The organism is Cupriavidus pauculus (assembly GCF_022179805.1).
Taxonomy (GTDB): domain Bacteria; phylum Pseudomonadota; class Gammaproteobacteria; order Burkholderiales; family Burkholderiaceae; genus Cupriavidus; species Cupriavidus pauculus_E.
The window spans coordinates 83,571-103,843 of sequence record NZ_BPUO01000012.1 but is presented as its reverse complement, the minus strand read 5'-3'; the positions used below and the strand labels follow the sequence as shown (position 1 = coordinate 103,843).

24 protein-coding genes and 1 pseudogene are annotated in these 20,273 nt (G+C 65.0%); 12 read left to right on the top strand and 13 right to left on the bottom strand.

The features are described from left to right. Positions 1–5 precede the first annotated feature (5 nt). Positions 6–869 (bottom strand): branched-chain amino acid ABC transporter permease, encoded by an 864-nt coding sequence (locus MFF62_RS22875; protein WP_238265394.1) that lies wholly within the window; start codon positions 867–869, stop codon positions 6–8. A gap of 313 nt (positions 870–1,182) precedes the next feature. Here MFF62_RS22875 and MFF62_RS22870 point away from each other — a divergent pair, with 313 nt between their 5' ends. From MFF62_RS22870 to MFF62_RS22860, 3 genes are read left to right on the top strand one after another with little or no spacing between them, the layout of a single operon-like run. Further along, positions 1,183–2,025: an IclR family transcriptional regulator gene (locus MFF62_RS22870; protein ID WP_238265393.1), complete on the top strand. Its 843-nt coding sequence runs from the start codon at positions 1,183–1,185 to the stop codon at positions 2,023–2,025. Positions 2,026–2,056: 31 nt separating this feature from the next. Beyond that, on the top strand, positions 2,057–2,869 hold the full coding sequence (locus MFF62_RS22865) for an SDR family oxidoreductase (protein WP_238265392.1): 813 nt from the start codon (positions 2,057–2,059) through the stop codon (positions 2,867–2,869). 47 nt (positions 2,870–2,916) lie between these two features. After that, positions 2,917–3,903 carry a tripartite tricarboxylate transporter substrate binding protein gene (locus tag MFF62_RS22860; protein WP_238265452.1) on the top strand — a complete coding sequence of 329 codons (987 nt, stop codon included), beginning with the start codon at positions 2,917–2,919 and terminating at the stop codon, positions 3,901–3,903. Between the two features lie 143 nt (positions 3,904–4,046). Here the strand turns inward: MFF62_RS22860 and MFF62_RS22855 are convergent, their stop codons facing one another. Both MFF62_RS22855 and MFF62_RS22850 read right to left on the bottom strand, forming a co-directional pair. Then, positions 4,047–4,202: a hypothetical protein gene (locus MFF62_RS22855; protein ID WP_238265391.1), complete on the bottom strand. Its 156-nt coding sequence runs from the start codon at positions 4,200–4,202 to the stop codon at positions 4,047–4,049. Between the two features lie 144 nt (positions 4,203–4,346). Further along, positions 4,347–4,703 (bottom strand): hypothetical protein, encoded by a 357-nt coding sequence (locus MFF62_RS22850; protein ID WP_238265390.1) that lies wholly within the window; start codon positions 4,701–4,703, stop codon positions 4,347–4,349. Between the two features lie 330 nt (positions 4,704–5,033). Between MFF62_RS22850 and MFF62_RS22845 the strand changes: the two genes are divergently transcribed. Continuing rightward, the gene (locus MFF62_RS22845; RefSeq protein WP_238265389.1) at positions 5,034–5,243 is read left to right on the top strand and encodes a hypothetical protein; all 210 of its coding nucleotides are present in this window, start codon (positions 5,034–5,036) and stop codon (positions 5,241–5,243) included. Between the two features lie 17 nt (positions 5,244–5,260). Here MFF62_RS22845 and MFF62_RS22840 read toward each other — a convergent pair whose 3' ends face one another. The 3 genes from MFF62_RS22840 to MFF62_RS22830 all read right to left on the bottom strand — a co-directional run bounded on the left by MFF62_RS22840 (position 5,261) and on the right by MFF62_RS22830 (position 8,131). After that, complete coding sequence (locus tag MFF62_RS22840) at positions 5,261–6,610, bottom strand: MFS transporter (RefSeq protein WP_238265388.1); 1,350 nt, start codon at positions 6,608–6,610, stop codon at positions 5,261–5,263. A gap of 544 nt (positions 6,611–7,154) precedes the next feature. Continuing rightward, positions 7,155–7,496, bottom strand: coding sequence for a response regulator (locus MFF62_RS22835; RefSeq protein ID WP_238265387.1), 342 nt, complete (start codon positions 7,494–7,496; stop codon positions 7,155–7,157). A 215-nt stretch (positions 7,497–7,711) separates the two neighbouring features. Next, complete coding sequence (locus MFF62_RS22830) at positions 7,712–8,131, bottom strand: ATP-binding protein (RefSeq protein WP_238265386.1); 420 nt, start codon at positions 8,129–8,131, stop codon at positions 7,712–7,714. Between MFF62_RS22830 and MFF62_RS22825 the strand changes: the two genes are divergently transcribed. The 5 genes and pseudogenes from MFF62_RS22825 (at position 8,130) to MFF62_RS22810 (ending at position 9,566) form a co-directional block, all read left to right on the top strand. Further along, positions 8,130–8,378: a hypothetical protein gene (locus tag MFF62_RS22825; protein WP_238265385.1), complete on the top strand. Its 249-nt coding sequence runs from the start codon at positions 8,130–8,132 to the stop codon at positions 8,376–8,378. The genes MFF62_RS22830 and MFF62_RS22825 overlap by 2 nt on opposite strands. Positions 8,379–8,420: 42 nt before the next feature. Beyond that, positions 8,421–8,537: pseudogene (locus MFF62_RS30950) on the top strand (hypothetical protein); the annotation flags it as partial. Positions 8,538–8,571: 34 nt separating this feature from the next. After that, entirely contained in the window at positions 8,572–8,862 is a 291-nt protein-coding gene (locus tag MFF62_RS22820) for a hypothetical protein (protein WP_238265384.1), read from the top strand. 84 nt (positions 8,863–8,946) lie between these two features. Continuing rightward, a complete protein-coding gene (locus tag MFF62_RS22815) occupies positions 8,947–9,171 on the top strand; it encodes a hypothetical protein (protein WP_238265383.1) in 225 nt (74 codons plus the stop codon). A 143-nt stretch (positions 9,172–9,314) separates the two neighbouring features. Next, on the top strand, positions 9,315–9,566 hold the full coding sequence (locus tag MFF62_RS22810) for a hypothetical protein (protein ID WP_238265382.1): 252 nt from the start codon (positions 9,315–9,317) through the stop codon (positions 9,564–9,566). A 19-nt stretch (positions 9,567–9,585) separates the two neighbouring features. On the opposite strand, the gene MFF62_RS22805 is transcribed toward MFF62_RS22810, so the two are convergent. From MFF62_RS22805 to MFF62_RS22785, 5 genes are all read right to left on the bottom strand, one after another. Further along, positions 9,586–10,029 carry a BLUF domain-containing protein gene (locus MFF62_RS22805; protein WP_238265381.1) on the bottom strand — a complete coding sequence of 148 codons (444 nt, stop codon included), beginning with the start codon at positions 10,027–10,029 and terminating at the stop codon, positions 9,586–9,588. A gap of 52 nt (positions 10,030–10,081) precedes the next feature. Then, positions 10,082–10,804, bottom strand: coding sequence for a GTP cyclohydrolase I (folE, locus tag MFF62_RS22800; RefSeq protein ID WP_238265380.1), 723 nt, complete (start codon positions 10,802–10,804; stop codon positions 10,082–10,084). 79 nt (positions 10,805–10,883) lie between these two features. Then, on the bottom strand, positions 10,884–12,143 hold the full coding sequence (locus MFF62_RS22795; protein WP_238265451.1) for an arsenic transporter: 1,260 nt from the start codon (positions 12,141–12,143) through the stop codon (positions 10,884–10,886). A gap of 8 nt (positions 12,144–12,151) precedes the next feature. After that, the gene (locus tag MFF62_RS22790) at positions 12,152–14,200 is read right to left on the bottom strand and encodes a penicillin-binding protein 1A (RefSeq protein WP_238265379.1); all 2,049 of its coding nucleotides are present in this window, start codon (positions 14,198–14,200) and stop codon (positions 12,152–12,154) included. Between the two features lie 21 nt (positions 14,201–14,221). Beyond that, entirely contained in the window at positions 14,222–15,115 is an 894-nt protein-coding gene (locus tag MFF62_RS22785; protein ID WP_238265378.1) for an alpha/beta hydrolase, read from the bottom strand. Positions 15,116–15,264: 149 nt separating this feature from the next. Here MFF62_RS22785 and MFF62_RS22780 point away from each other — a divergent pair, with 149 nt between their 5' ends. Continuing rightward, the gene (locus tag MFF62_RS22780; protein WP_238265377.1) at positions 15,265–15,498 is read left to right on the top strand and encodes a hypothetical protein; all 234 of its coding nucleotides are present in this window, start codon (positions 15,265–15,267) and stop codon (positions 15,496–15,498) included. Between the two features lie 22 nt (positions 15,499–15,520). Here MFF62_RS22780 and bglX read toward each other — a convergent pair whose 3' ends face one another. Beyond that, complete coding sequence (gene bglX, locus MFF62_RS22775; protein ID WP_238265450.1) at positions 15,521–17,851, bottom strand: beta-glucosidase BglX; 2,331 nt, start codon at positions 17,849–17,851, stop codon at positions 15,521–15,523. Positions 17,852–18,100: 249 nt separating this feature from the next. Between bglX and MFF62_RS22770 the strand changes: the two genes are divergently transcribed. Beyond that, positions 18,101–19,669: a glucan biosynthesis protein G gene (locus tag MFF62_RS22770; RefSeq protein WP_238265376.1), complete on the top strand. Its 1,569-nt coding sequence runs from the start codon at positions 18,101–18,103 to the stop codon at positions 19,667–19,669. 16 nt (positions 19,670–19,685) lie between these two features. On the opposite strand, the gene MFF62_RS22765 is transcribed toward MFF62_RS22770, so the two are convergent. Then, positions 19,686–19,916, bottom strand: a complete 231-nt coding sequence (locus tag MFF62_RS22765; protein WP_238265375.1) for a DUF3820 family protein — start codon at positions 19,914–19,916, stop codon at positions 19,686–19,688. Between MFF62_RS22765 and MFF62_RS22760 the strand changes: the two genes are divergently transcribed. Beyond that, positions 19,915–20,181 carry a hypothetical protein gene (locus MFF62_RS22760; RefSeq protein ID WP_238265374.1) on the top strand — a complete coding sequence of 89 codons (267 nt, stop codon included), beginning with the start codon at positions 19,915–19,917 and terminating at the stop codon, positions 20,179–20,181. The genes MFF62_RS22765 and MFF62_RS22760 overlap by 2 nt on opposite strands. Positions 20,182–20,273 lie beyond the last annotated feature (92 nt).

The following is a 20,273-nucleotide window of genomic DNA, read 5'->3' as shown; positions in this document are numbered from 1 at the left end:
CCTCCTCAGGCGGCCTTGCCGGCGAACAGGCCCTGCGGACGCACCGACAGGATGATCACGAGCAGCAGGAAAGCGATGATGTCCTTGTAGTCGGTGGAGACGTAGAACCCACCGAAGCTCTCGGCCATGCCGATGATCAGCCCGCCGACGATGGCGCCGGGAATGCTGCCCATGCCGCCCAGGATGATGATCACGAACGCTTTGGTGATGACCAAATTGCCCATGCTCGGATACACGAGGTTGATCGGCGCGTAGAGCGTGGCGGCAATCGCGGCCAGCGCACCGGAGATGGCGAACACCAGCAGCGTGACGCGCGTGGCATCGATGCCGACCAGCGCCGCGCCCTCGCGGTTCTGCGCCATGGCCATGATCGTGGACCCGATGACGGTGCGCGTGAGGAATAGGTGCAGCAGCACCATCAGACCGAACGCGGCCACGATGATCAGCAGGCGCTGCAACGGCGCGGTAAGGCCGAAGACTTCCACCATCTGGCCATACGGCGTGGGCATGCGATGGAAGTCGGCGCCCCACAGTGCCTGCGCGCCGGCTTCGAGAAACAGCAGGATGCCGATGGCGGCGATCATGTCGTGGATCTCGGGCGCGTTGCGCAGCGGATGGAAGACCAGGCGATCGGCCAGCATCGACAGCACGGCCACCACGGCCGCGGCGCCCAGCATTGCCAGCCAGTAGTTCAGACCGAGCGTGGTCATCGCGAAATACGACACGTAGGCGCCGGCCATGTACAACGCGCCATGCGCGAAGTTGGGCACGTGCAGGATGCCGTAGACAAGGGTCAACCCCAATGCCACCAGGCTATAGACGCCACCCAGTGTCAAACCATTGAGGAACTGCTGGAAAAACGGTGCCATGCGTTGTCTCCTTGCGGTGGTGTGCCGTGACGGCACCCGCGCTGTGTCTGACGCCGTGTCGCGTTCTCGCACGGTCGTTCGTTTTCGGCGACTTTGCATAGCGTTTCAGCGAGCGTCAAGCAATCGGACATAGTATTCCGCGTAGCGAAATAGACTTCCCGCAAACGGCCTCGCTTCGTCCGTGAATTCCCTGATTTCAGCGTGCAAGTGGCTCGGTGACGATGGACGTGGGGCATATTTACCGCGCGTATGGCCCCAATGATTTCGCTACATAGCAAGGCGCGCCGGGCACGGAAACTGATATCAATCGCACATGAAGCGCAAGACCTCGATTCCGCAGCCGCTGGATGCCGCCCTGGTATTGGGCGAGACCGCGCATCCGCTCGATGGCGAGGATCGCAACTTTGTCACGGCGCTGGCGCGCGGGCTGGAACTGCTGCGCGCATTCGGCCCCGATGACGACTTCCTGGGCAACGCGGAACTGTCGCGTCGTACGGGTATTCCCCGACCTAGCGTCTCGCGGCTCACCTACACGCTGACCAGCCTCGGCTACCTGGTCTATGTGGAAGAGCAGGAGAAGTACCGCATCGGGCAGGGCGCGATGCTGCCTGGACAACGCTATCTGTCTGGTGCGGGCATCCGCGAAATTGCCCAGCCGCTAATGCAGTCTCTTGCATTTGCCACAGGGTGCACCGTGGCGCTGGCGGCGCCCGACCACTTCGACATGCTGTACCTGGAGGTCTGCCAGCCGCGCGGCGCACTGGTGATGCGGCTCACGCCCGGGTCGCGGCTGCCCATGGCGACATCGGCCATCGGACGCGCCTGGCTGGCCGGACTGCCCGCACCAAGGCGCGCGGCGGTGCTCGCGGAACTGGAACGCCAGCATGGCGCCCGATGGCCAAGCCTGCGCAGCAAGCTGGACCGCGCTATGCGCGAGCACGCGCGCCGGGGCTTCTGCGTGGCGCATGCAGAATGGGATCGCGCGGTCAGCGGCGCGGCAGCGCCGGTGCGGCTGGCCGATGGCTCAGAGGTGCTATCGCTCAATATCGGCGGCGCGGCCACGCGGCTGTCGCCGGAGGTGCTCGAAGGCAACCTCGGGCCGCGCATTCGTGAACTGGCCGACACACTTGCAACGCGGTTGTGGCAACCCGCGTGACCGGAATTTTGGAAACGAGAAGGAGAGATTCATGGAAGTTCGCAACAGGACCGTGATTGTGACCGGTGGTGGCACGGGCATCGGGCGTGCACTGGTGCTGGCATTCGCCAAGGCGGGTGCCCGTGGCGTGGCCGTGGCAGATATCGACGCGGCCGGTGCCGCGCAGGTGGCCGCCGAGGCTGCCGCCGCGGCGCCGCAGTGCCAGGTGTTCTCGCAGCGCGTGGATGTGGCCGATGCCGCGGCCGTGCAGGGCCTGGTCGACACCGCCACGCAACGCTTCGGGCAGGTGGACGTGTTCTGTTCGAATGCCGGCATCATCCTGCGCAAGGGACTGGAAGCGTCGGCCGAAGACTGGCAGCGGATCTGGGAAATCAACGTGATGGCCCATATTCACGCCGCCAAGGCGGTGCTGCCGCAGATGCTGGAGCGTGGCGATGGCTACTTCGTCAACACGGTGTCGGCCGCCGGGCTGCTGTCGCAGATCGGCTCCGCACCGTATGCGGTGACCAAGCACGCCGCGATCGGGTTTGCTGAATGGCTGTCGATCACGTACGGCGAGCGTGGCATCAAGGTGAGCTGTATCTGCCCGCAAGGCGTGCAGACCAAGATGCTGTTCGGCGAGGAAGGTGAGCGCAAGGGCTTCCTGCAAGAGGGCTCTGTGACCGCCGAGCATGTTGCCGAGAAGACGCTGGAAGGCATCGCGGCCGAAAGCTTCCTGGTGCTGCCGCATCCGGAGGTGCTGGAATACTACCGCCGCAAGGGCCAGGACTATGACCGCTGGCTGCGCGGCATGCGCCGGCTGCACGACCAGGTCACGAAGGAGTTCGGCAACATCGCCGTGTAGCCGCATTTTTTAGTTTTGTCATAAAAACGATCCAGGAGATAACAATGATGCGTGCTCGAATGTTCCGGCGCCGCGCTGTGCTGGGAATGCTGGTCGCTACGGCCACCCTTGGCGCCTTGCCCGCCGCGCAGGCGGCCGATGCCTACCCCGCCAAGCCGATTCGTATCGTGGTGGGATTTCCGAGCGGTGGTGCGCCGGACATCCTGGCACGCATCTTTTCCGAGAAAATCTCGCTGGGCCAGCCGGTGGTGGTCGACAACAAGCCCGGCGCGGGCGGCAACATCGGCGGCGAGGCGGTGGCACACGCCGCGCCCGACGGCTACACGCTGGCCCTGGGCACGGTGGGCACCCATTCGATCAATGGGGCACTCTACAGCAAGATGCCCTACGACATGGTCAAGGACTTCGTGCCCGTGATCCTGCTGGCGTCCACGCCGAACGTGCTGGTCGTGCATCCGTCGGTGCTGGCGAAGAACGTGCAGGAGCTGATTGCGCTGGCCAAGTCGAAACCGGGACAACTGACGTTCGGCACGCCGGGCGTCGGCACCTCGCTGCACGTGGCCGGCGAGCTGTTCAACACGATGGCGGGAACGAAGATCGTGCACGTGCCCTACAAGGGCCGCGCCATGGCCATTCCGGACCTGCTCGGTGGCCATATCACGATGATGTTCGACAACCTGCCGTCGGCGCTGCCCGTGGTGAAGGAAGGTAAGCTGCGCGCGCTCGGCGTGACCAGCGCGCAGCGGTCGGCATCGGCGCCGGATATCCCCACCATCGCGGAACAGGGATTGCCTGGCTACGAGGCCACGTCGTGGTTCGCGATCTTCGCCCCGGCCAATACGCCGAAGGATGTAGTGGCCAAGCTCAACACCGAGCTGAACCGCATCTTCACCCAGCCCGATGTCCAAGCCAAGCTCAAGACACTGGGCCTGGACCCGGTGCTTGGCACGCCGGAGAAGTTGGCTGAGTATCAGCGCGCCGAGATCGCCAAGTGGGCCAAGGTGGTCAAGGAATCGGGCGCCAAGGCCGAGTAGCGGGGGGTATCCTTCGGCGCTTAGCGCTCAGAGCGCGCGCGCCGCCGCGCCAGCCTGCTGACGAAAGCGGTTCCCCACCTTGGGCACTGCCGATACGCAGGTGTCGAGCCCCAGCGGATGCAAGGCACGCCGCAGGCGCGACACTAGCTGCTGCCGCAGGCGGCGCGCTCGTACACGATCACGCTCACGGTGACCGACGCCAATAACAAGTCGGCCACGGCCAGCCAGACGCTGGTGATCAAGACCCGCACGCAGGAGCCGCCCACATCGCGTATCACCGTGATGCTGGAGTCCGGCACGCCGTTCGTGCTGTCTGCCGGAGCCTCGTTCGACCCGGGCGATAACGCGCTGACGTATAGCGGGGACGCTCCCGACCTGGCTTTCGACGGCAGCACTGCTGAACTGGTGGAGGGCACAGCACCGTCCGTGACCACGGCCACCGACTACTGGATCAAGCTGACCGCGAATGACGGTACCGAATTGGACCAAAGCGCCATCTTCCTCACGTTGGTGCCGGGCGAGTCGACAGACACCTCGGTGGTGGCGCACATCACAGTACGCAACCAGTTCGAGAGCGGCGCACCGATCCAGCTCTCGGCCAGCGAGTCGAGCGGCCCGCCGCCGCTGATGTTCGCGTGGACGGAGCCGGGATTGTCGTCGTGTCGGTCAATGCCAACGCGCCGGTGGTCGACCGCGATACCACGATCCAGTTCACGCTGGTGGCCAAGGGGCGGGCTGGTACCGGCGATACCGATGCCACTTCGGTGCTGCACATCCTGTGCCGGCGGCAATTTGGACACCGAAGGCACGTGGGGTGCGCGGTCCTATAACGGTGGCGACGAGGTGACCACACAGCTACCAGTGTGCATATGTACCGTGCCAAGTGGTGGGTGGGTGCGGAACAGGAGCCGGGCGATCCCGCCTATACGACGACGTCTGCCGGCGACTCCAAGCCCTGGCTCGACCTGGGTCCGGCCTGATAGCACGCCGGTAGTACCCGGCCCGCCAGTGGACCGGTAGCGGTTCCGGGCAGCGCGGGACGTCAGGCAGAACGCCGCGTTGCCCGGTCTTTTAACTGGTGCATGGGCCTTTGCGAGGATCGGATTACGACCTGGCGCATGGGATGCGGCATGGCGGTGCACGGTGCATCGCTGGCGGCCTGCACCGTGATCGCGGTGGATGACGATCACAACCATATTCGCGACGTCGACGGCCATGGCAGCGTGGCATTGCCCGAACAGAGCGATGCGGAGACGTGGCTGGAACGGATCGAGCGGATCGAACCGATTGAACGGTTTGAACGCGCCCTCGGGCTTCCGCACAAGGGTGCCCAGCGCTGACCCGTCGACGCATTCGGCTAGTGATCCCGTAACCGGCTGAAGCTGATGGCGGCGCCAGTCGTGGCCACGGCTGCCGCCACATACAGCGCGGTGCGCGCGGCGTCGCCCTGATCGAGGCTGAATAGAAGTGCCACGACGGCCGTGCCGGTGGTTTGTCCCAGCAGTCGCGTTGTGGCTTGGGCCCCGCTTGCCCCGCCACTGCGTTCGTGCGGTGTGGCACTGATCATCGCGCGGTTGTTCGGCGATTGGAAGAAGCCAAAGCCAATGCCGCAGAGTGCGGTACGCCAGGCAATGTCCAGGCTGCCTGCATCGGACCCCAGCACGGCCAGGCCTACCAGGCCGCTGGCCAGCATTACCAATCCCGCACCGGCCAGGATGCTCGCCGGATAGCGATCAGACAATCTTCCCGACACGGTGGCCATCAGCGCCACCATCAATGGCCACGGCGTAATGAGCAGCCCGGTTTCCTGCAGACTGCGGCCGAGCTGATATTCCAGATAGAAGGGCAGCGACACAAAGGCCAGCATCTGCGTCATGAACGAGCAGAACGAGGTGCCGACCGCCAGCGTGAAGGCGCGGCTCGAAAACAGATCCACCGGCACCAGTGGGGCAGGCTGGCCGTGCTGCCGGCGTACCAGCAGCCAGCCCAGCACGATGGCCAGAACCAGTCCGCACAAGCCCGCGATACGCAAGGGCGCGTGTCCCAGTCCGTCCACGCCCAGGACGAACAGGCTGATCACCACGGCGGAAAGCACCGCGCTGGGATAGTCGAACGCGCGCGGTTGCGGCGGCGTCTCGGGCAATGCCCGGCGCGAAATTGCCAGCGCGCCGATGGCAACGGGAATGTTGATCGCAAATAGCCAGGGCCAGTTACCGATCGCCAGGATCAGCGCCCCCAGTGAAGGCCCGATGGCAATGGTCACCCCAACCACCAGCGCATTCAGGCCGATGCCGCGTCCGAGCCGGGTCGGCGGATAGATATAGCGCACCAGCGCGGTATTGACGCTCATGATGCCGGCGCCACCGATACCCTGGATGATCCGCGCCGCCACCAGCACTGGCAGGTTGGGCGATAGCGCACAAAGGATAGACCCCATCAGGAACGTGGCCAGTCCGACGCGATAGACGCGCTTGTATCCCAGGATCTCCCCGAGTGACGAAAGCGGTAGCAGGAAAACCGTGACCGATAGCTGATAGGCGTTCACGACCCAGATGGTGCGGGCGGGATCGCTATTGAGGTCACGAGAGATCGAAGGGAGGGCGATGTTGGCGATCGAGCCATCGAGCACGGCCATGATCAGGCCGAAAAACACCGTGAGGATTGCCCAGGTACGCTGGGGCCGCGGAAGACCTTGATGGGACTGCATGAGGGCGATGACGGACGGCTTGGCGATGTGCGAAAGCCCTGAATCTGGCCCGGCTGCTTGCCAAGTCAGATTCGGACGCGACATTATCGTCTGGTCAACCGGCCTGCGCAAATTCTTGCATGTGTCGCCGGTCCAACGGAGGGCGTCCGCCTACCCCAAGCTCTCGGAAGGTTGCTCTGCCATGCGGAATGCGTGCACGGCAGATTGCAGTGCCGCCGCACTCTCAGCAATTTCCGGTGTCTCCAGCTATTGCCTTGGTCGCCCAGCGATTTCACGTGGCGGCGCAGCTTCACCATATCGAGCGCATTGACGATCAGCAACGCACCCGCACACCGGTGTACCCAATGGCACATGCCGGCCAGGTCCCGACGCTGCACGATGCTCGACAGATCGGGCTCGTCGCTTTGCAGGTGTTCGCGCAAGATGGCCGTGTATCGCGCAATTTCAGAGGCCGGAATTGGGGGGTTGTCGTGAGGTAGCTTCATGTGGTTGGAAAGCGTCGAATCGGGTGTTGCTGGATCTGGAATGGAACGCAGCGCCTGTTCTAGCGATTCCAGCAAGGCTGGCTTGGCGATATGACCAGAGAATTCGCGTGCGTTCCATTCGCCGGCTTTTCGTTGTTGGTCACCGCGCTGATCGCCAGCACCGGAATATCGGGATCGATGGCGCGGATGGCGACGAGCAGTTCATAGCCGTCTATCAAGGGCATATGGACGTCAGTCAGGACGGTGTCGAAGTCCCCGTGTTCGTAGGCCGCGAGTGCCAGGCGCCCGTCGCCGACCACGAGCGGATCCCAGCCAAGCATGCATAGCTGCTCGGCGATGAGCGTCTGGTTCGGGGCATTGCCCTCTGCCACCAGAATCGGACGGCACTCAGGGAAGTGCATGGCCCGGTATTCGCAGGCTGATTGCCAACGCCCTTGTTGCTGACGTTACGCGCCGGTGGGGATTCGATGGCAGCCGGTAGGGCACTCCCGCCGCCATACGGCGGGGCATTCAAGGCCGCAAGTGCGCCGGCAAGGATGGAGTGGTGGCTGAACGTCGAGACCTCGCAAATGCCATGTCCGCGTCGGACCGGGTGCTCTGGCCCATCCCGCGTGACCTATGCCACGTTCGCCGGATGCAGTTGCCGGAGAGCGGCGATGACATCGACGTCATGCTCGCCGGTGACGACAAGGATATGCGGCCGGTTCGCCCGCAGCCACGCCTGAGCGGCGCCGAAGTTGTGGAAGGCGTCACAGCGCCAGTCGGCACGCTCGAGCCAGGCCTGCAACATGGCGCCCGATCCCGCCTCCTGGCAAAGGATCATCGCGCGTGTCCCGCGCGTCAAGGGCTCCGCCACGGCTGCTTCGGCCTTCTCCAGCGGCACCACTACCGTAAAGGCGCTGCCCACGCCCTCCACGCTTTCGACGGTGATATGGCCACTCATCAATTCCGTCAGCTTCGCGCAGATGGCAACCGGCGCGGCTGATGCGACGCTGTCCAGCACCGCGTGGATGGATAGGGGAAAGGAAATTGCCATGGCTGAGGGTGACCTGGATGCAGGTGCAGACGATTTCGTCGAGGTCGTCCTCGTTGCTGACGAACGCGCGGGCGCCGAGCTTCTTGGCCCGCGCGGCGATGCCAGGATTGGTCCGTGCGCTGACGATGACGATGCGCGTTTCCGAGCAGAGCCGTGCCAGCCTGCGCAGCAGGTTGAACCCGTCCAGCAATGTACCGCCGCGCCCCATGCTGAAGTCCGTGATGGCGATCCACGGGTTTTTGGGTGAGCGCACCAATCAGTTCGCTGCCATTCGTTCTCGGGGCCGGCCGTGTACAGCGTGCAATGGGCGCCCGAACACGCGTTGAAACGCAGTACCGGCTCGGGCGCGGTCATCAAGGGGATTGCCCAGACCCAAGCGCGAATCGCGGTGCGCCAGGCCGGCGCCCTGATCTTTACGACAATGGTGCCTCCCGGGCCAAATGCGTTTCACGCTGTTGAACGGCAGCAACGACGTGGAGGTGAGCGTGATCGAGGCAACCGAGGAGTCTCGCCGGTTTACGGTGTCGGCCGCGCAACTGAATGCCGGCCCGCTGGGCGTGACGCCCGGGTATGCGTTTGTCGTCGCCAAGCTGGGCCAGCTTGGCGACGACGTGCAGGTCAAGCCGTGTATGGCGACTGGTACCGGCACATGGCGCGTGGCCCGCAACGTCAGTGCGACGGGCGGGCTGATGATCGGCACACCGTATCAGGGGCCTGAACTCGGGGGCTGATGCCCGCGTGTTCGCCAACACCACCAGCCTGAGCATCCGCACCTTGCATTCCGATGCCTCGCGCGAAGGGCACCAGGGACGCAATTGACCGGCTCCTTCCAGAGCGCACTCGGCAGCGTGTTCTCAATAAACGGGTCGGCAACCCAGCAATCGTCGGGCTACCGATCGTTGTCGGACACGACGATGGACACGACGGCCGATTGGATCGACAACCACTGCCGGGGACAGTATGCCGACCGACGCGGCACGCGTCCGCAGCCGCACGCCAATGGAACCACCGGCGGCGCCTTCGAAGTGGTGGGGCGTTAGAGAGCCAATACATTCGCGGTCGTTATGGTCTTTCGCAGTGCATCACGAACGCCGCGGAAAGATGGCATTCTATGCGCGCGCGCAGTCCTCATGACGGAAGTCGCCAGGACCCTGCGCCGCGCAATCCTGTATGGAGGTGTGCCATGACGATGCGTCAATTCGACGAATTTTCCCCGGACGAACGGCACGACGTGGAGGCCGTATTCAGGCAGGTGGGTCTTGCCGTACAGGAGTTCGAGATTTCGGACGTCAACGGCACGACGGCGCGGCAGGTGACGGTGCGCAGGCAGCGTACCGGCGCGGAAAGCGTCTATGATGCCGGGCCCGGCACGGCATGGGTGGAAGAACTGGAAAGCGACCTGGAATGCGGCCTTTTCGGCCAGCTTTCCTCCTGAGGGCACCTTCCGGACGAAACTAGTTCCGACCCCGGTCCTGGCTGCGTCCGACTATCGACGCTCCGGCAATCAATTCCTTGAGCAAGGCCAGGGATGCAGCACCTTGCATGCGGTAGGGGTCGAGTTCGCCCTGCGCCGAATACTTGAGCAACGTGGCAGCGTTGATCTTGCTGGCGTTGACGCGCCCCATTGACCAGCCGGAAAACGCACGCTCAGCAATTTCCTCGTAGTGCAGCAGAACCACGTCGTGATGGCGGCGGTCCGTGCCGATATTGAGGAAGAGGTGCGACACCGCTTCGCGGCTGCCTTCCAACGCTTGCAGGAAGACGGTGTTGCTGTGGCACAGCACGCCGGTGATGCCGTGGCGCGGGTTCTGCGCCAGGCTCGTGTCGAGGATGTCGTCCAGCACATCGGCGGCCAGTGGTTCCCTGGCGCGGCTGGCATATAGCAGGCGAACTAGCATGGGTTCCTCTTGCGGTTCCGGGGGATCGGATCAACCGGGGATCAACGGCGCATCACCGTCGATTCAGATTCAACAGCGTCAGGAATTCGCGGCGCAGCTTGTCGTCCTTGAGAAACGACCCCCGCATCACACTATTGGTCATCTTGGCGTCGGTGTCACGCACCCCGCGCCAGTGCATGCAGAAGTGCTCGGCTTCCATCACGATGGCAAGGCCGTCCGGGTTCATCTTTTCCTGGAGCAGGTCGGCCACCTGGGCCACTGCTTCTTCCTGGATCTGCGGACGGCACATGATCCACTCGGCCAGCCGCGCATACTTGGACAGGCCGATCAGGTTCGAATGCCGGTTCGGCATCACGCCCACCCAGAGGCTGCCGATGATCGGGCAGAGATGGTGCGAGCAGGCACTGCGTACGCGGATCGGGCCGACGATCATCAGCTCGTTGAGCTGCTCGACATTCGGGAATTCGGTCACTTCGGGCGGCTTGGCGTAGCGACCGGCGAAGATTTCCTTCAGGTACATCTTGGCCACGCGGCGCGCGGTTTCGCGCGTGTTGTGATCCTGGTCGACGTCGATCACCAGCGTGCGCAGTACCTCTTCCATGCGGGCTTCGACTTCGGCCTGCAGCGCATCGAGTTCACCGTGTTCGATGAAGTGCGCGATGTTGTCGTTCGCATGGAAGCGCTCGCCGGCCTCGGCGATCCGGGCGCGGATCCGGTCGGAAACCGGCGTATGCGCGGGGGGCTTGCCCCCTTCGGGGTGATCCTTGTGTGACATGTAGTACGCCGACAGGTCGGCCTGGAATAGGGGCGCGGTGCGCGGTGCTTCACTATAAGCGAAATCCGCGGCCGCGCATTCAGCGCAGGACAGCCAGTGCGGGCAGCAGGGCCAGCGGCATCACGATGGCGCCGGTTTTCAGGAACGTCCCGGCGCCGATGTGGTGGCCTTCGCGCCGCAGCGCGGTCAGCCACAGCAAGGTAGCCAGCGAGCCCGTCACCGACAGGTTGGGCCCAAGGTCCACCCCGATCAGTACCGCCGCCGTCACTGTTTCCGACGCATGGCCCGCGGCCAGCGCTGATGCGGCGAACAGCCCTGCCGGCAGGTTGTTGACCACATTGCTTACCAGGCCGACCAGCGCCCCGGCGATGCCGGCGCCCACCACCGCGTCGCTGCCGTGCCGCATCGACAGTTCGCGCACCCAGTGCGCAAGTTGATCGGTCAAGCCGGTCTGCGACAGGCCCGCCACCAGCACGAACAGGCCCGCCACCATCGGCAGCACGCCCCAGGACACCTCGGCCAGCGCCGGGCGCAGCAGGCGCGGCTGGGTGGCGCAGACCGCCAGCAGTGTCGCGGCGCCGCCAATGAAGGTCGGCCATCCCAGGTCGTGCCCATGCATCGATGCCGTCAGCAGCGCCGCGCCGGTCAGCACGATGCCGGCCGTGGTCAGCCACGCCTGCAACGACAGCGGCGGCGTCTCGACGTCATCGGCAATGCGTTCCGCCAACGCCTTGCGCTGGGTCCAGTAAAGCACCGCGAACGTCATGACGATGGCAACGATCGACGGCAACGTGAAACGCGCCAGCCAGCCCGTCAGCGCGGGCATGCGCTCGCCGAACAGCACCAGATTGGCCGGGTTCGAGATCGGCAGCACAAAGCTGGCCGCGTTGGCGATGAACGCGCAGGCATAGAGATGCGGCAACGGATGCTTCACGCGGGCGGCGCGCGTGGCGGCCAGCACGGCCGGCGTCAGCACGACGGCCGTCGCATCGTTGGACATGAAGGCTGTTACCGCGATGCCAAAGCCATAGACCAGCACGAACAGCCGCCGCGCGGATCCGCGTGCGCCGCGCACGGCCAGCGCGGCAACATGGTCGAACAGCCCGGTCTTGCGCGCTAGTTCGGAGATCAGCATCATCCCCGCCAGGAACAGGTAGACATCGTTGCCATGCGCCACGGCCGCGAGGGCGTCGCGCCACGGCAGCAATCCGGCCAGGCATAGCAGCAGTGCGCCCGCCATGGCCCAGAAAGGCTCGGGCAGCCGGAACGGGCGGAACAGCACGCCCATGGTCGCCAGGGCGGCAACCGCCCAGATCAGCGGCGTGGCGTAGGCGGGCATCAGCGATGTCATAGGGCGCCGCTGCTGGCGCGCGGCGCGCTGGCCGATGCCGGTACGTCAAGCGCGGCGGGCGTGGGCGCCATCGGCGTCACGCCATCGACCGGGGTGTCCGGCACGGCGGGCGGCGGCGGGAAGCCCAGCGCGGCGATGCCATGCGTACCGTCGGCATTCTCGGCATAGGCCCAGTCGTTGTTGAATTTGGCCAGCTGCGGCGGCGCGACAAAGCCGGCATCGGGCACACCGGCCAGCCGGCCTTCCATGTAGGCCGCCCAGATGGGCAGGGCCGTGGTGGCGCCAAATTCGTGACGGCCGAGCGTGCGGTTGTCGTCGAAACCCATCCAGGCCACGGTCACGACCTGACCGGCGTAGCCCGCGAACCAGCCATCGACCGAATCGTTGGTGGTGCCGGTCTTGCCGGCCACGTCATCGCGGCGCAGGTAGCGCTTGATCCCGGTACCCGTACCTTCGTCCACCACGCTTTGCAGCAGGCTGTTCATGACAAAGGCGTTGCGCTCGGAAATCACGCGCGTCGGCGCGGCGTCATCGTTGGATTCCGCCGAGAACAGCACGTTGCCCTCGCCGTCCGTGATCTTCTGGATCAGGTACGGCTCGATGCGATGGCCCTGGTTGGCAAACACGCCATAGGCCGCGGCCAGCCGCAGCGGCGACGTGGTGCCCGTGCCCAGCGCCAGCGGCAGGTACGGCGGCAGGCGCTTGGTCGAGAAGCCAAACTTGCCGGCGAAGTCGATCGCGTACGGAATGCCGATGGCCTGCAGCGTGCGGATGGCCGGCAGGTTGCGCGACTCGGCCAGCGCATCGCGCACGGTGATGGGCCCCACGAAGCGGCCATCATCGTTCGACGGCTGCCAGCGCGGCGAATTGTCGAGCGGTGCGTCATTGATCAGCGTGCCCGGCGAAATGCCGCGCTCCAGTGCCGCCGAATAGATGAACGGCTTGAACGTCGAGCCCGGCTGACGCTGCGCCTGCGTGGCGTGGTTGAAGCGGTTCGTGGCAAAGTCGGTGCCGCCGATCAGGGCCTCGATCGCGCCGGTGCGCGCGTCCAGCGATACCAGCGCCGCCTGGGGCAACGCCACCGCGGCCTTGGCCGCGCCGTGCCGCTTGCCGTAGCGTTCGATGCCCGATTGCACGGCATCGTAGGCCTGCGTCTGGTGCATGGACGACACCGTGGTGTAGACATTGATGCCGCGCGTGTACGCTTCATCGCCAAAGCGGTCGTGTGCGAGCTGGCGCGCCAGTTCCGCCACGTACTCGGCATGCCCGTCAAAGCGCCCGTTGGCATCGTGCTTGACCACGATCTGTGCGTTGCGGGCCTCGCGGTACTGGTCCTGCGTGATCATGCCCAGCGCCAGCATGCGGCCCAGCACGTATTCCTGGCGGCGCTTGGCGCGCGGCAGGTTGACCACGGGGTTCATCGTCGACGGCGCCTTGGGCAGGCCCGCCAGCATGGCGGTCTCCGCCAGCGACAGCTGCGCCAGCGGCTTGCCGAAATAGGTCTGCGCCGCACTGCCAAAGCCGTAGGCATGCTCGCCCAGGTACACCTGGTTCATGTACAGCTCGAGAATGCGGTCCTTGGGCAGCGAGCGGTCGATCTGGAAGGCCAGCAGGATTTCATACCACTTGCGCGCCAGCGTCTTCTCGCGCGACAGGTAGAAATTGCGTGCCACCTGCATCGTGATGGTCGACGCGCCCTGCGCGTAGCCTTCGCCGATATTGGCCAGCGCGGCGCGTACCAGGCCGGGGATGTCCACGCCGACGTGTTCGTAGAACTGATCGTCCTCGGCTGCCAGCAGCGCGTCGGACATCGGCTTCGGCATCCGCTCGATCGGAATGAACTCGCGGTGTTCGGTGCCGAATTCACCGATCTGCACGTCGTCGCGGGTAAAGACCCGCAAGGGCACCTGGGGGCGATAATCGCGCAGGACGTCGATGGAGGGCAGTTGCCGCAGGCTGATCACAGCCGCGAAACCGGCCAGCAGCACGCCCGCCGCAGCCAGCGCGGCGGTCAGCCCGGCGGCCTTGACTACGATTTTTTTCATGGCGCGCATTCTACCGCGCCCCTAGCGGGCGGCGGACAGCGGCAAGGGCACACCGGCCTCGGTCACGTCGGCCGGCGGCGGTTGAGGCACGCGCTCGGGCGGCTGAAACGGCACCTGCTGGGCGAATTCGCAAAGCGCGAGCCAGGTTTCGGGGCGCTCGACGATCGTGTGGTGGTCGGCACCTGAGATCGTCTGCACCGACACGGGGCCCGGCCACGCGGCCATCAGCCGCTCCGAGCACTCGTGCGGCACCACGTCGTCGTGCTCGGCCAGCAGTACCTTGGTGCTCTGCACCACCTTCTTGCAATGCGAGATCGAATCGAAGTGGTGGCGCATGAGCTGGCGAAGCGGCACCAGCGGAAAGCGCTTGCGCACGATTTCCAGCAGCGAATCGTAGGGGGTGATCAGCTGCAGGCTTTCGAAATCCTGCAGGTCGGCCAGCTGGATCGCCACGCCGGTACCCAGCGAGCGGCCCACCACGTGCACGCGCACGCCCGGAAACGCGCGGCGGATATGTAGCAGGAACTGGCTGGCATCGGCCACGGCGGCGGCCTCGGACGGCATGCCGTCCGAATGGCCAAGCCCGCGATAGTCGAAGGTTGCGAAGCCCATGCCGGCCGGCAGCCATTTCATGAACTGCAGCGTTTCCAGTACGTCCTCGCCGCGGCCGGGCAGGTAGAACAGCAGGTCGCGCACGCCTTCGTGGTCGGCGTGGTAGGTGTAGCCACGGAACAGTCCGCCAGGCACGGGATGCGCATACGCATCGATACCTTCGGGCAGATCGCGCGGCGGGCGGCGGCGCGCATCGAACAGCAGGCGCTCCTGGTTGACGGAAAGATAGGACCAATAGCAGGCGAACCCGCCAGCCGTCACAAGCGTGGCGGCCAGCGTCCTGCGCAATAACGACGAAGACATGAGGGCGCTAGAAGGGTCACGGACAGTGTCGGACATGCGTGTCCAGCCTACCCGAATTTATGGCGATGGGGCATTGGACCCGGCAGGGTGCCCGCAAGTTCTTGTACGATATGCCGCATATCGAACCACGGCCATCGGGGGGCTGTTGCATGAGCGACGAAAAGAAACGCGCCGAGGAGGCGCAGACCATGGAGCGCGTGGTCAATGCCACGCGCCAGGTGCAGGTGGCCTTCACCGCGCTGCAGAGCCAGTATCCGCCGGAAGGCAGCGGCAAGCCGTCGAAGATCGCGTTGCAGACCTTCGACGCCGCGCTGCAGGCGCTGGAAGACGCCCAGGCCGCCTTCGACGAGGTGCTCAACGACCTGCTGGACGGCAACCGCTGACGTACCCGAGCGCATTCCGGCATCACTCCAGCGTGAACTTCGCTTCCTTCACGGCGGCGGAGTCAAAGCCCACCTGGACGTTGAAGTCGCCGGGCTCGGCCACGTATTCGAGCCTGGCGTTGTAGAACTTCAGCTTGTCCTCGCCTATCGGGAACGCAATCTCGCGCGATTCGCCGGGCGCCAGCATGACCTTGCGGAAATCCTTGAGCTCCTTGCCGGGCCGCACGGTCGACGCCATCACATCCTGCAGGTATAGCTGCACCACGGCCTCGCCCGCGCGGTCGCCGGTGTTCTGCACCGTCACGCTGGCGGTCAGTTGGCCGTTGCGCGCCAGTTTCGTGCCGGACAAGCGCACGTCCGACATGCTGAACGTGGTGTAGCTGAGCCCGTAGCCGAACGGGTACAGCGGACCGTACTCTTCCTCGAAGTACTGCGACGTGTAGTTGGCCGCCTTGCCTGGCGTGAATGGGCGGCCGATGCGCAGCGCGTTGTAGTAGGACGGGATCTGGCCGATCGAGCGCGGGAACGTGAGCGGCAGCTTGCCGGACGGGTTGGCATCGCCGAACAGCAGGTCAGCCACGGCATGGCCGCCCTCGGTGCCCGGATACCACGCTTCCAGGATGGCGTCGGCGTTTTCCTTTTCCCAGTTGATCGTCAGCGGACGGCCGTTCAGCAGTACCACCACCAGCGGCTTGCCCGTGGTCTTGAGCGCCTTCAGCAGCGCGAGCTGGTTGCCGGGCAGCCCCAGGCTGGACCGGCTCGATGCTTCGTGCGACATGCCGCGCGTTTCGCCCACCGCCACCACGACCGCATCGGCACCACGCGCCACGCGCACGGCTTCCTCGATCATGTCGCCGTCGGACCGCTTGTCCTGCACCACTTCGGGGTCGTCCCAGTTCAGGAAGTTCAGATAGTCCACCACGCGATTGTCATCGGTGATGTTGGCGCCGCGCGCGTGCACCACCTGGCCCTTGCCGGCCAGCGCATCGCGCATGCCCTGCAGCACGGTGACGGACTGCTTGGGCACGCCCGCGGCGGACCAGCTACCCATCATGTCGATCTTCGCGTCGGCCAGCGGGCCGATCACGGCGACGGTGCCGCTCTTCTTCAGCGGCAGCGTGCGGTTGCGGTTTTCCAGCAGCACCATCGACTTCTGCGCGGCCTCGCGTGCTTCAGCACGGTGCAGGCGGCTTTCGGCGTTGACATCGGCCGGATCGTCGGTGGCCTTGCCGATGCGGCGGAACGGGTCGGCAAACAGGCCCATGTCGTACTTGGCGCCCAGCACCTCGCGCACCGCTTCGTCGATCAGGGTCATCGGCACCGCGCCAGACTTGACCAGCGAGGGTAGCTGTTCCAGGTAGCGCGTATCGGCCATGCTCATGTCCACGCCGGCCTCGATGGCCAGCCGCGCGGCGTCACGGCCGCTGCCGGCCACACCGTGGCGCAGCAGTTCGTCGATGGCGCCGTGATCGCTGACGGTCACGCCCTTGAAGCCCCATTCCTTGCGCAGCAGGTCGCGCAGCAGCCATTTGTTCGACGTGGCGGGCTGCCCGTTGACGGAATTCAGCGCGATCATCACGCCGCCCGCCCCGGCTTCCAGGCCGGCCCGGTAGGGCGGCAGGTAGTCGTTGTACATGCGCTGCGGGCTCATGTCGACGGTGTTGTAGTCGCGTCCGCCTTCCACGGCGCCGTAGAGCGCGAAATGCTTGACGAATGCCATCAGGCTGTCCGGATTGGCCGCCGACTCGCTCTGGTAACCCTTGACGCTGGCACGCGCGCATTGCGACACCAGGAGCGGGTCTTCGCCGAAGCCCTCGGACGTGCGCCCCCAGCGCGGATCGCGCGAGATATCGACCATCGGCGCGAACGTGGCATCGATGCTGTCCGATGCCGCCTCCAGCGCCGAAATCCGCGCGGCTTTCTCCACCACGCCCATGTCCCAGCTCGATGCCAGCCCCAGGCTGATCGGGAACACGGTGCGATGGCCGTGCACCACGTCATAGGCGAAGAACATCGGAATCTTCAGGCGGCTGCGCATGGCGGCCTCCTGCAACGGGCGATTGTCCTTGCGCGTGATCGAGTTGAACGTGCCGCCCACGCGGCCCGCCTGCAGTTCCTGCATCAGCTTGGGCGCAGGCATTTCCGGGCCGATGCTGATCAGGCGGAGCTGCCCGATCTTCTCGTCCAGCGTCATCCGGGCGACCAGGTTGGCGATGAACGCCTGCTTGTCGGCGGCTGGCGCACCAGGCGGCGTCACGTTGGCTGCGCCCGGAGCGGCGGGTGCGGCAGTTGCAGCGCCGGCAAACAGGGGCGCGCAGGCAAGGCTGGCGGCAAGCGCCAGCGTGGAAAGCATTCGCATTATTCGTTGTCTCGGATGGGCGGACTGCCGGGATCGTCGCCCGCCATGGTGCGGCAAGAGCGCTTCGCCCGCTGTCGCCGCGTGTCTGACAGGCACGTCAGGCGAAATCGGTTATTTTTCTGAACTGCGCCGCAAGTTTACAGCCTTACACTGCTTAGAATGGCTGCTTTGTGGCTTTTTCCCGATGTGAACTCTGGAGATCGATTGGTGCTTGCCGTTTTTGCCGCGTCGTTTCGTAACAGGATGCAAATTGTCTTGCCGGGCATCGCGCTTGCCGGCTGCCTGATTGGCGCCGCGCCGGCCCAGGCGTTTTCGCTCGACGACGTCACCGCACGTGCGAAGAAGCTGTCGGAGCAGCCCTACGCGGCGCCGGCCAGCAACCTGCCGCCCGTTTTCGCGCAGATGCAGTTTGGCGACTACATCAAGATCCAGCCGAAGATGGACCACGTGGAATGGCAGGATCAAAGCACGCCGTTCAAGCTGGGCTTCTATCACCAGGGCATGCATTTCAGCACGCCGGTGCGCATCAACGAGATCGTCGACAGCCGCGTACACGAGATCAAGTACGAGCCGAGCCGTTTTGATTTCGGCGACCTGAAGCTCGACAAGGCTGCCACCAACAAGCTGGGCTACGCGGGCTTTCGCGTGCTGTACCCGATCAACCGCGCCGACAAGCTCGACGAGGTGATGAGCGTGCTGGGCGCCAGCTACTTCCGTGTGATCGGCAAGGGTCAGGTCTACGGCCTGTCGGCGCGCGGGCTGGCGATCAACACCGGGCTTTCCGAGCCCGAGGAATTCCCGGCGTTCCGCGAGTTCTGGATCGAGCGTCCGAAGCCGGGCGACAAGCACCTGGTCTTCTTCGCACTGCTGGATTCGAAGAACGCCACCGGCGCGTACCGCTTCGAATTGCGTCCCGACTCCGATGCCGTACTGAAGGTCGAGGCACGCGTGTTCATGCGCGGCCCGGTCAAGAAGGTGGGCATTGCGCCGCTGACCAGCATGTTCCTGTTCGGGCCGCAGCAGATGCGCGACGCCAACAACTTCCGTCCGGCGCTGCACGACTCCAACGGCCTGTCGATCCACACCGGCGACGGCGAATGGCTCTGGCGTCCGCTGAACAATCCGCGCTATGTGGCGCTGAGCATGTTCCAGGTGAACAATCCGCGTGGCTTCGGCCTGATGCAGCGTGGCCGCGACTTTGCGTCGTATGAAGACCTGAAGGATCGCTACGACCTGCGCCCGAGCGCGTGGATCGAACCGCAGGGCGACTGGGGCCGTGGCAAGGTCGAGTTGGTGGAAATTCCCACGCCCGACGAGACCAACGACAACATCGTGTCGTTCTGGACGCCCGACACGCTGCCGCCCAAGGGCACGCCGATCAAGGCCGACTACACGATCCACTGGACCATGGACGAGCGCGGCTTGTTTGCGAAGGACCAGGCATGGGTCAAGCAGACGCTGCGTACTGCCGGGGAAATCACGCAGAAGAACCTGATCCGCCATCTCGATGGCAGCCTCGGGTTTGTGATCGACTTCGAGGGCGGCCCGCTGGCGAACCTGCCGGCTAACACTCCGGTGCAGGCCGCGTTCAGCGTGGGCGACAACGCCGAGGTGATCGAGAATGTGCTGCAGCCGAATCCGGTGACCAAGGGCTATCGCGTGACGCTGCGCATCAAGGTTAAGGACCCGGCCAAGGTGGTGGAAATGCGTGAGGCTTTGACTGTGAACGGCAAGCCCATCAGCGAAACCTGGAGCTACCAGATTCCGCCCGGCACGGCCAACCAGCCGACGCCGGCGCAAGCCGTGAAGTAGTTCAGGAGCCCCGGCCTCAGCGCCGGGGTACCTTGCCGCGCAGTGGCTTCAGCAGGTCGGACAGCCCGTTGTGGTCGAGTTCGTGCATCAGCGCCAGCAACCGGCCGATCTCGCCCGGCGGAAAGCCCTCCCGGGCAAACCAGTTCAGGTAGTTGCCGGGCAGGTCGGCAATCAGCGTGCCCTTGTGCTTGCCGAAAGGCATTTCGCGCGAGACGAGCAGCAGCAGCGCGTCGTGGTCCGGCAACATGACGGCGATCCCCAGAATATGGCCAGCGCGCATTGTAGCGCCGCGCCGGGCGCCTGAAACTTCCCGGCGCGCCCAGGCGTCGAAGCCTCAAGTCAATACCATTCAGGGCAACACCATGCGCGTCATTTTCAGCACATTCGGCATTATTTTCCTGCTGACTTCGGGCTACGGATGCACCACGGTCTCCGATACCGGCGAGCGCCAGTCGAGCGTTACCGCCTATGGCACCGTCGATGCCGGCGTGAGCTTGACCCGTGATCGCTGATCGATGAGGCTTGCGATCCCTTTTTTGCACCCCTCTCCTTCCGGGCTCCTTCCGGGAGAGGGGTGCAGAAAAGCCCCTGCATCAAATCAAGG

Coding starts and splice junctions, on each gene's coding strand:
- MFF62_RS22875 (WP_238265394.1), bottom strand. CDS start 869: ATGGCACCGTTTTTCCAGCAGTTCCTCAATGGTTTGACACTGGGTGGC.
- MFF62_RS22870 (WP_238265393.1), top strand. CDS start 1,183: ATGAAGCGCAAGACCTCGATTCCGCAGCCGCTGGATGCCGCCCTGGTA.
- MFF62_RS22865 (WP_238265392.1), top strand. CDS start 2,057: ATGGAAGTTCGCAACAGGACCGTGATTGTGACCGGTGGTGGCACGGGC.
- MFF62_RS22860 (WP_238265452.1), top strand. CDS start 2,917: ATGCGTGCTCGAATGTTCCGGCGCCGCGCTGTGCTGGGAATGCTGGTC.
- MFF62_RS22845 (WP_238265389.1), top strand. CDS start 5,034: ATGGCGGTGCACGGTGCATCGCTGGCGGCCTGCACCGTGATCGCGGTG.
- MFF62_RS22840 (WP_238265388.1), bottom strand. CDS start 6,610: ATGCAGTCCCATCAAGGTCTTCCGCGGCCCCAGCGTACCTGGGCAATC.
- MFF62_RS22835 (WP_238265387.1), bottom strand. CDS start 7,496: ATGCACTTCCCTGAGTGCCGTCCGATTCTGGTGGCAGAGGGCAATGCC.
- MFF62_RS22825 (WP_238265385.1), top strand. CDS start 8,130: ATGGCTGAGGGTGACCTGGATGCAGGTGCAGACGATTTCGTCGAGGTC.
- MFF62_RS22830 (WP_238265386.1), bottom strand. CDS start 8,131: ATGGCAATTTCCTTTCCCCTATCCATCCACGCGGTGCTGGACAGCGTC.
- MFF62_RS22820 (WP_238265384.1), top strand. CDS start 8,572: ATGCGTTTCACGCTGTTGAACGGCAGCAACGACGTGGAGGTGAGCGTG.
- MFF62_RS22810 (WP_238265382.1), top strand. CDS start 9,315: ATGACGATGCGTCAATTCGACGAATTTTCCCCGGACGAACGGCACGAC.
- MFF62_RS22805 (WP_238265381.1), bottom strand. CDS start 10,029: ATGCTAGTTCGCCTGCTATATGCCAGCCGCGCCAGGGAACCACTGGCC.
- folE (WP_238265380.1), bottom strand. CDS start 10,804: ATGTCACACAAGGATCACCCCGAAGGGGGCAAGCCCCCCGCGCATACG.
- MFF62_RS22795 (WP_238265451.1), bottom strand. CDS start 12,143: ATGCCCGCCTACGCCACGCCGCTGATCTGGGCGGTTGCCGCCCTGGCG.
- MFF62_RS22790 (WP_238265379.1), bottom strand. CDS start 14,200: ATGAAAAAAATCGTAGTCAAGGCCGCCGGGCTGACCGCCGCGCTGGCT.
- MFF62_RS22785 (WP_238265378.1), bottom strand. CDS start 15,115: ATGTCTTCGTCGTTATTGCGCAGGACGCTGGCCGCCACGCTTGTGACG.
- MFF62_RS22780 (WP_238265377.1), top strand. CDS start 15,265: ATGAGCGACGAAAAGAAACGCGCCGAGGAGGCGCAGACCATGGAGCGC.
- bglX (WP_238265450.1), bottom strand. CDS start 17,851: ATGCTTTCCACGCTGGCGCTTGCCGCCAGCCTTGCCTGCGCGCCCCTG.
- MFF62_RS22770 (WP_238265376.1), top strand. CDS start 18,101: ATGCAAATTGTCTTGCCGGGCATCGCGCTTGCCGGCTGCCTGATTGGC.
- MFF62_RS22760 (WP_238265374.1), top strand. CDS start 19,915: ATGACGGCGATCCCCAGAATATGGCCAGCGCGCATTGTAGCGCCGCGC.
- MFF62_RS22765 (WP_238265375.1), bottom strand. CDS start 19,916: ATGTTGCCGGACCACGACGCGCTGCTGCTGCTCGTCTCGCGCGAAATG.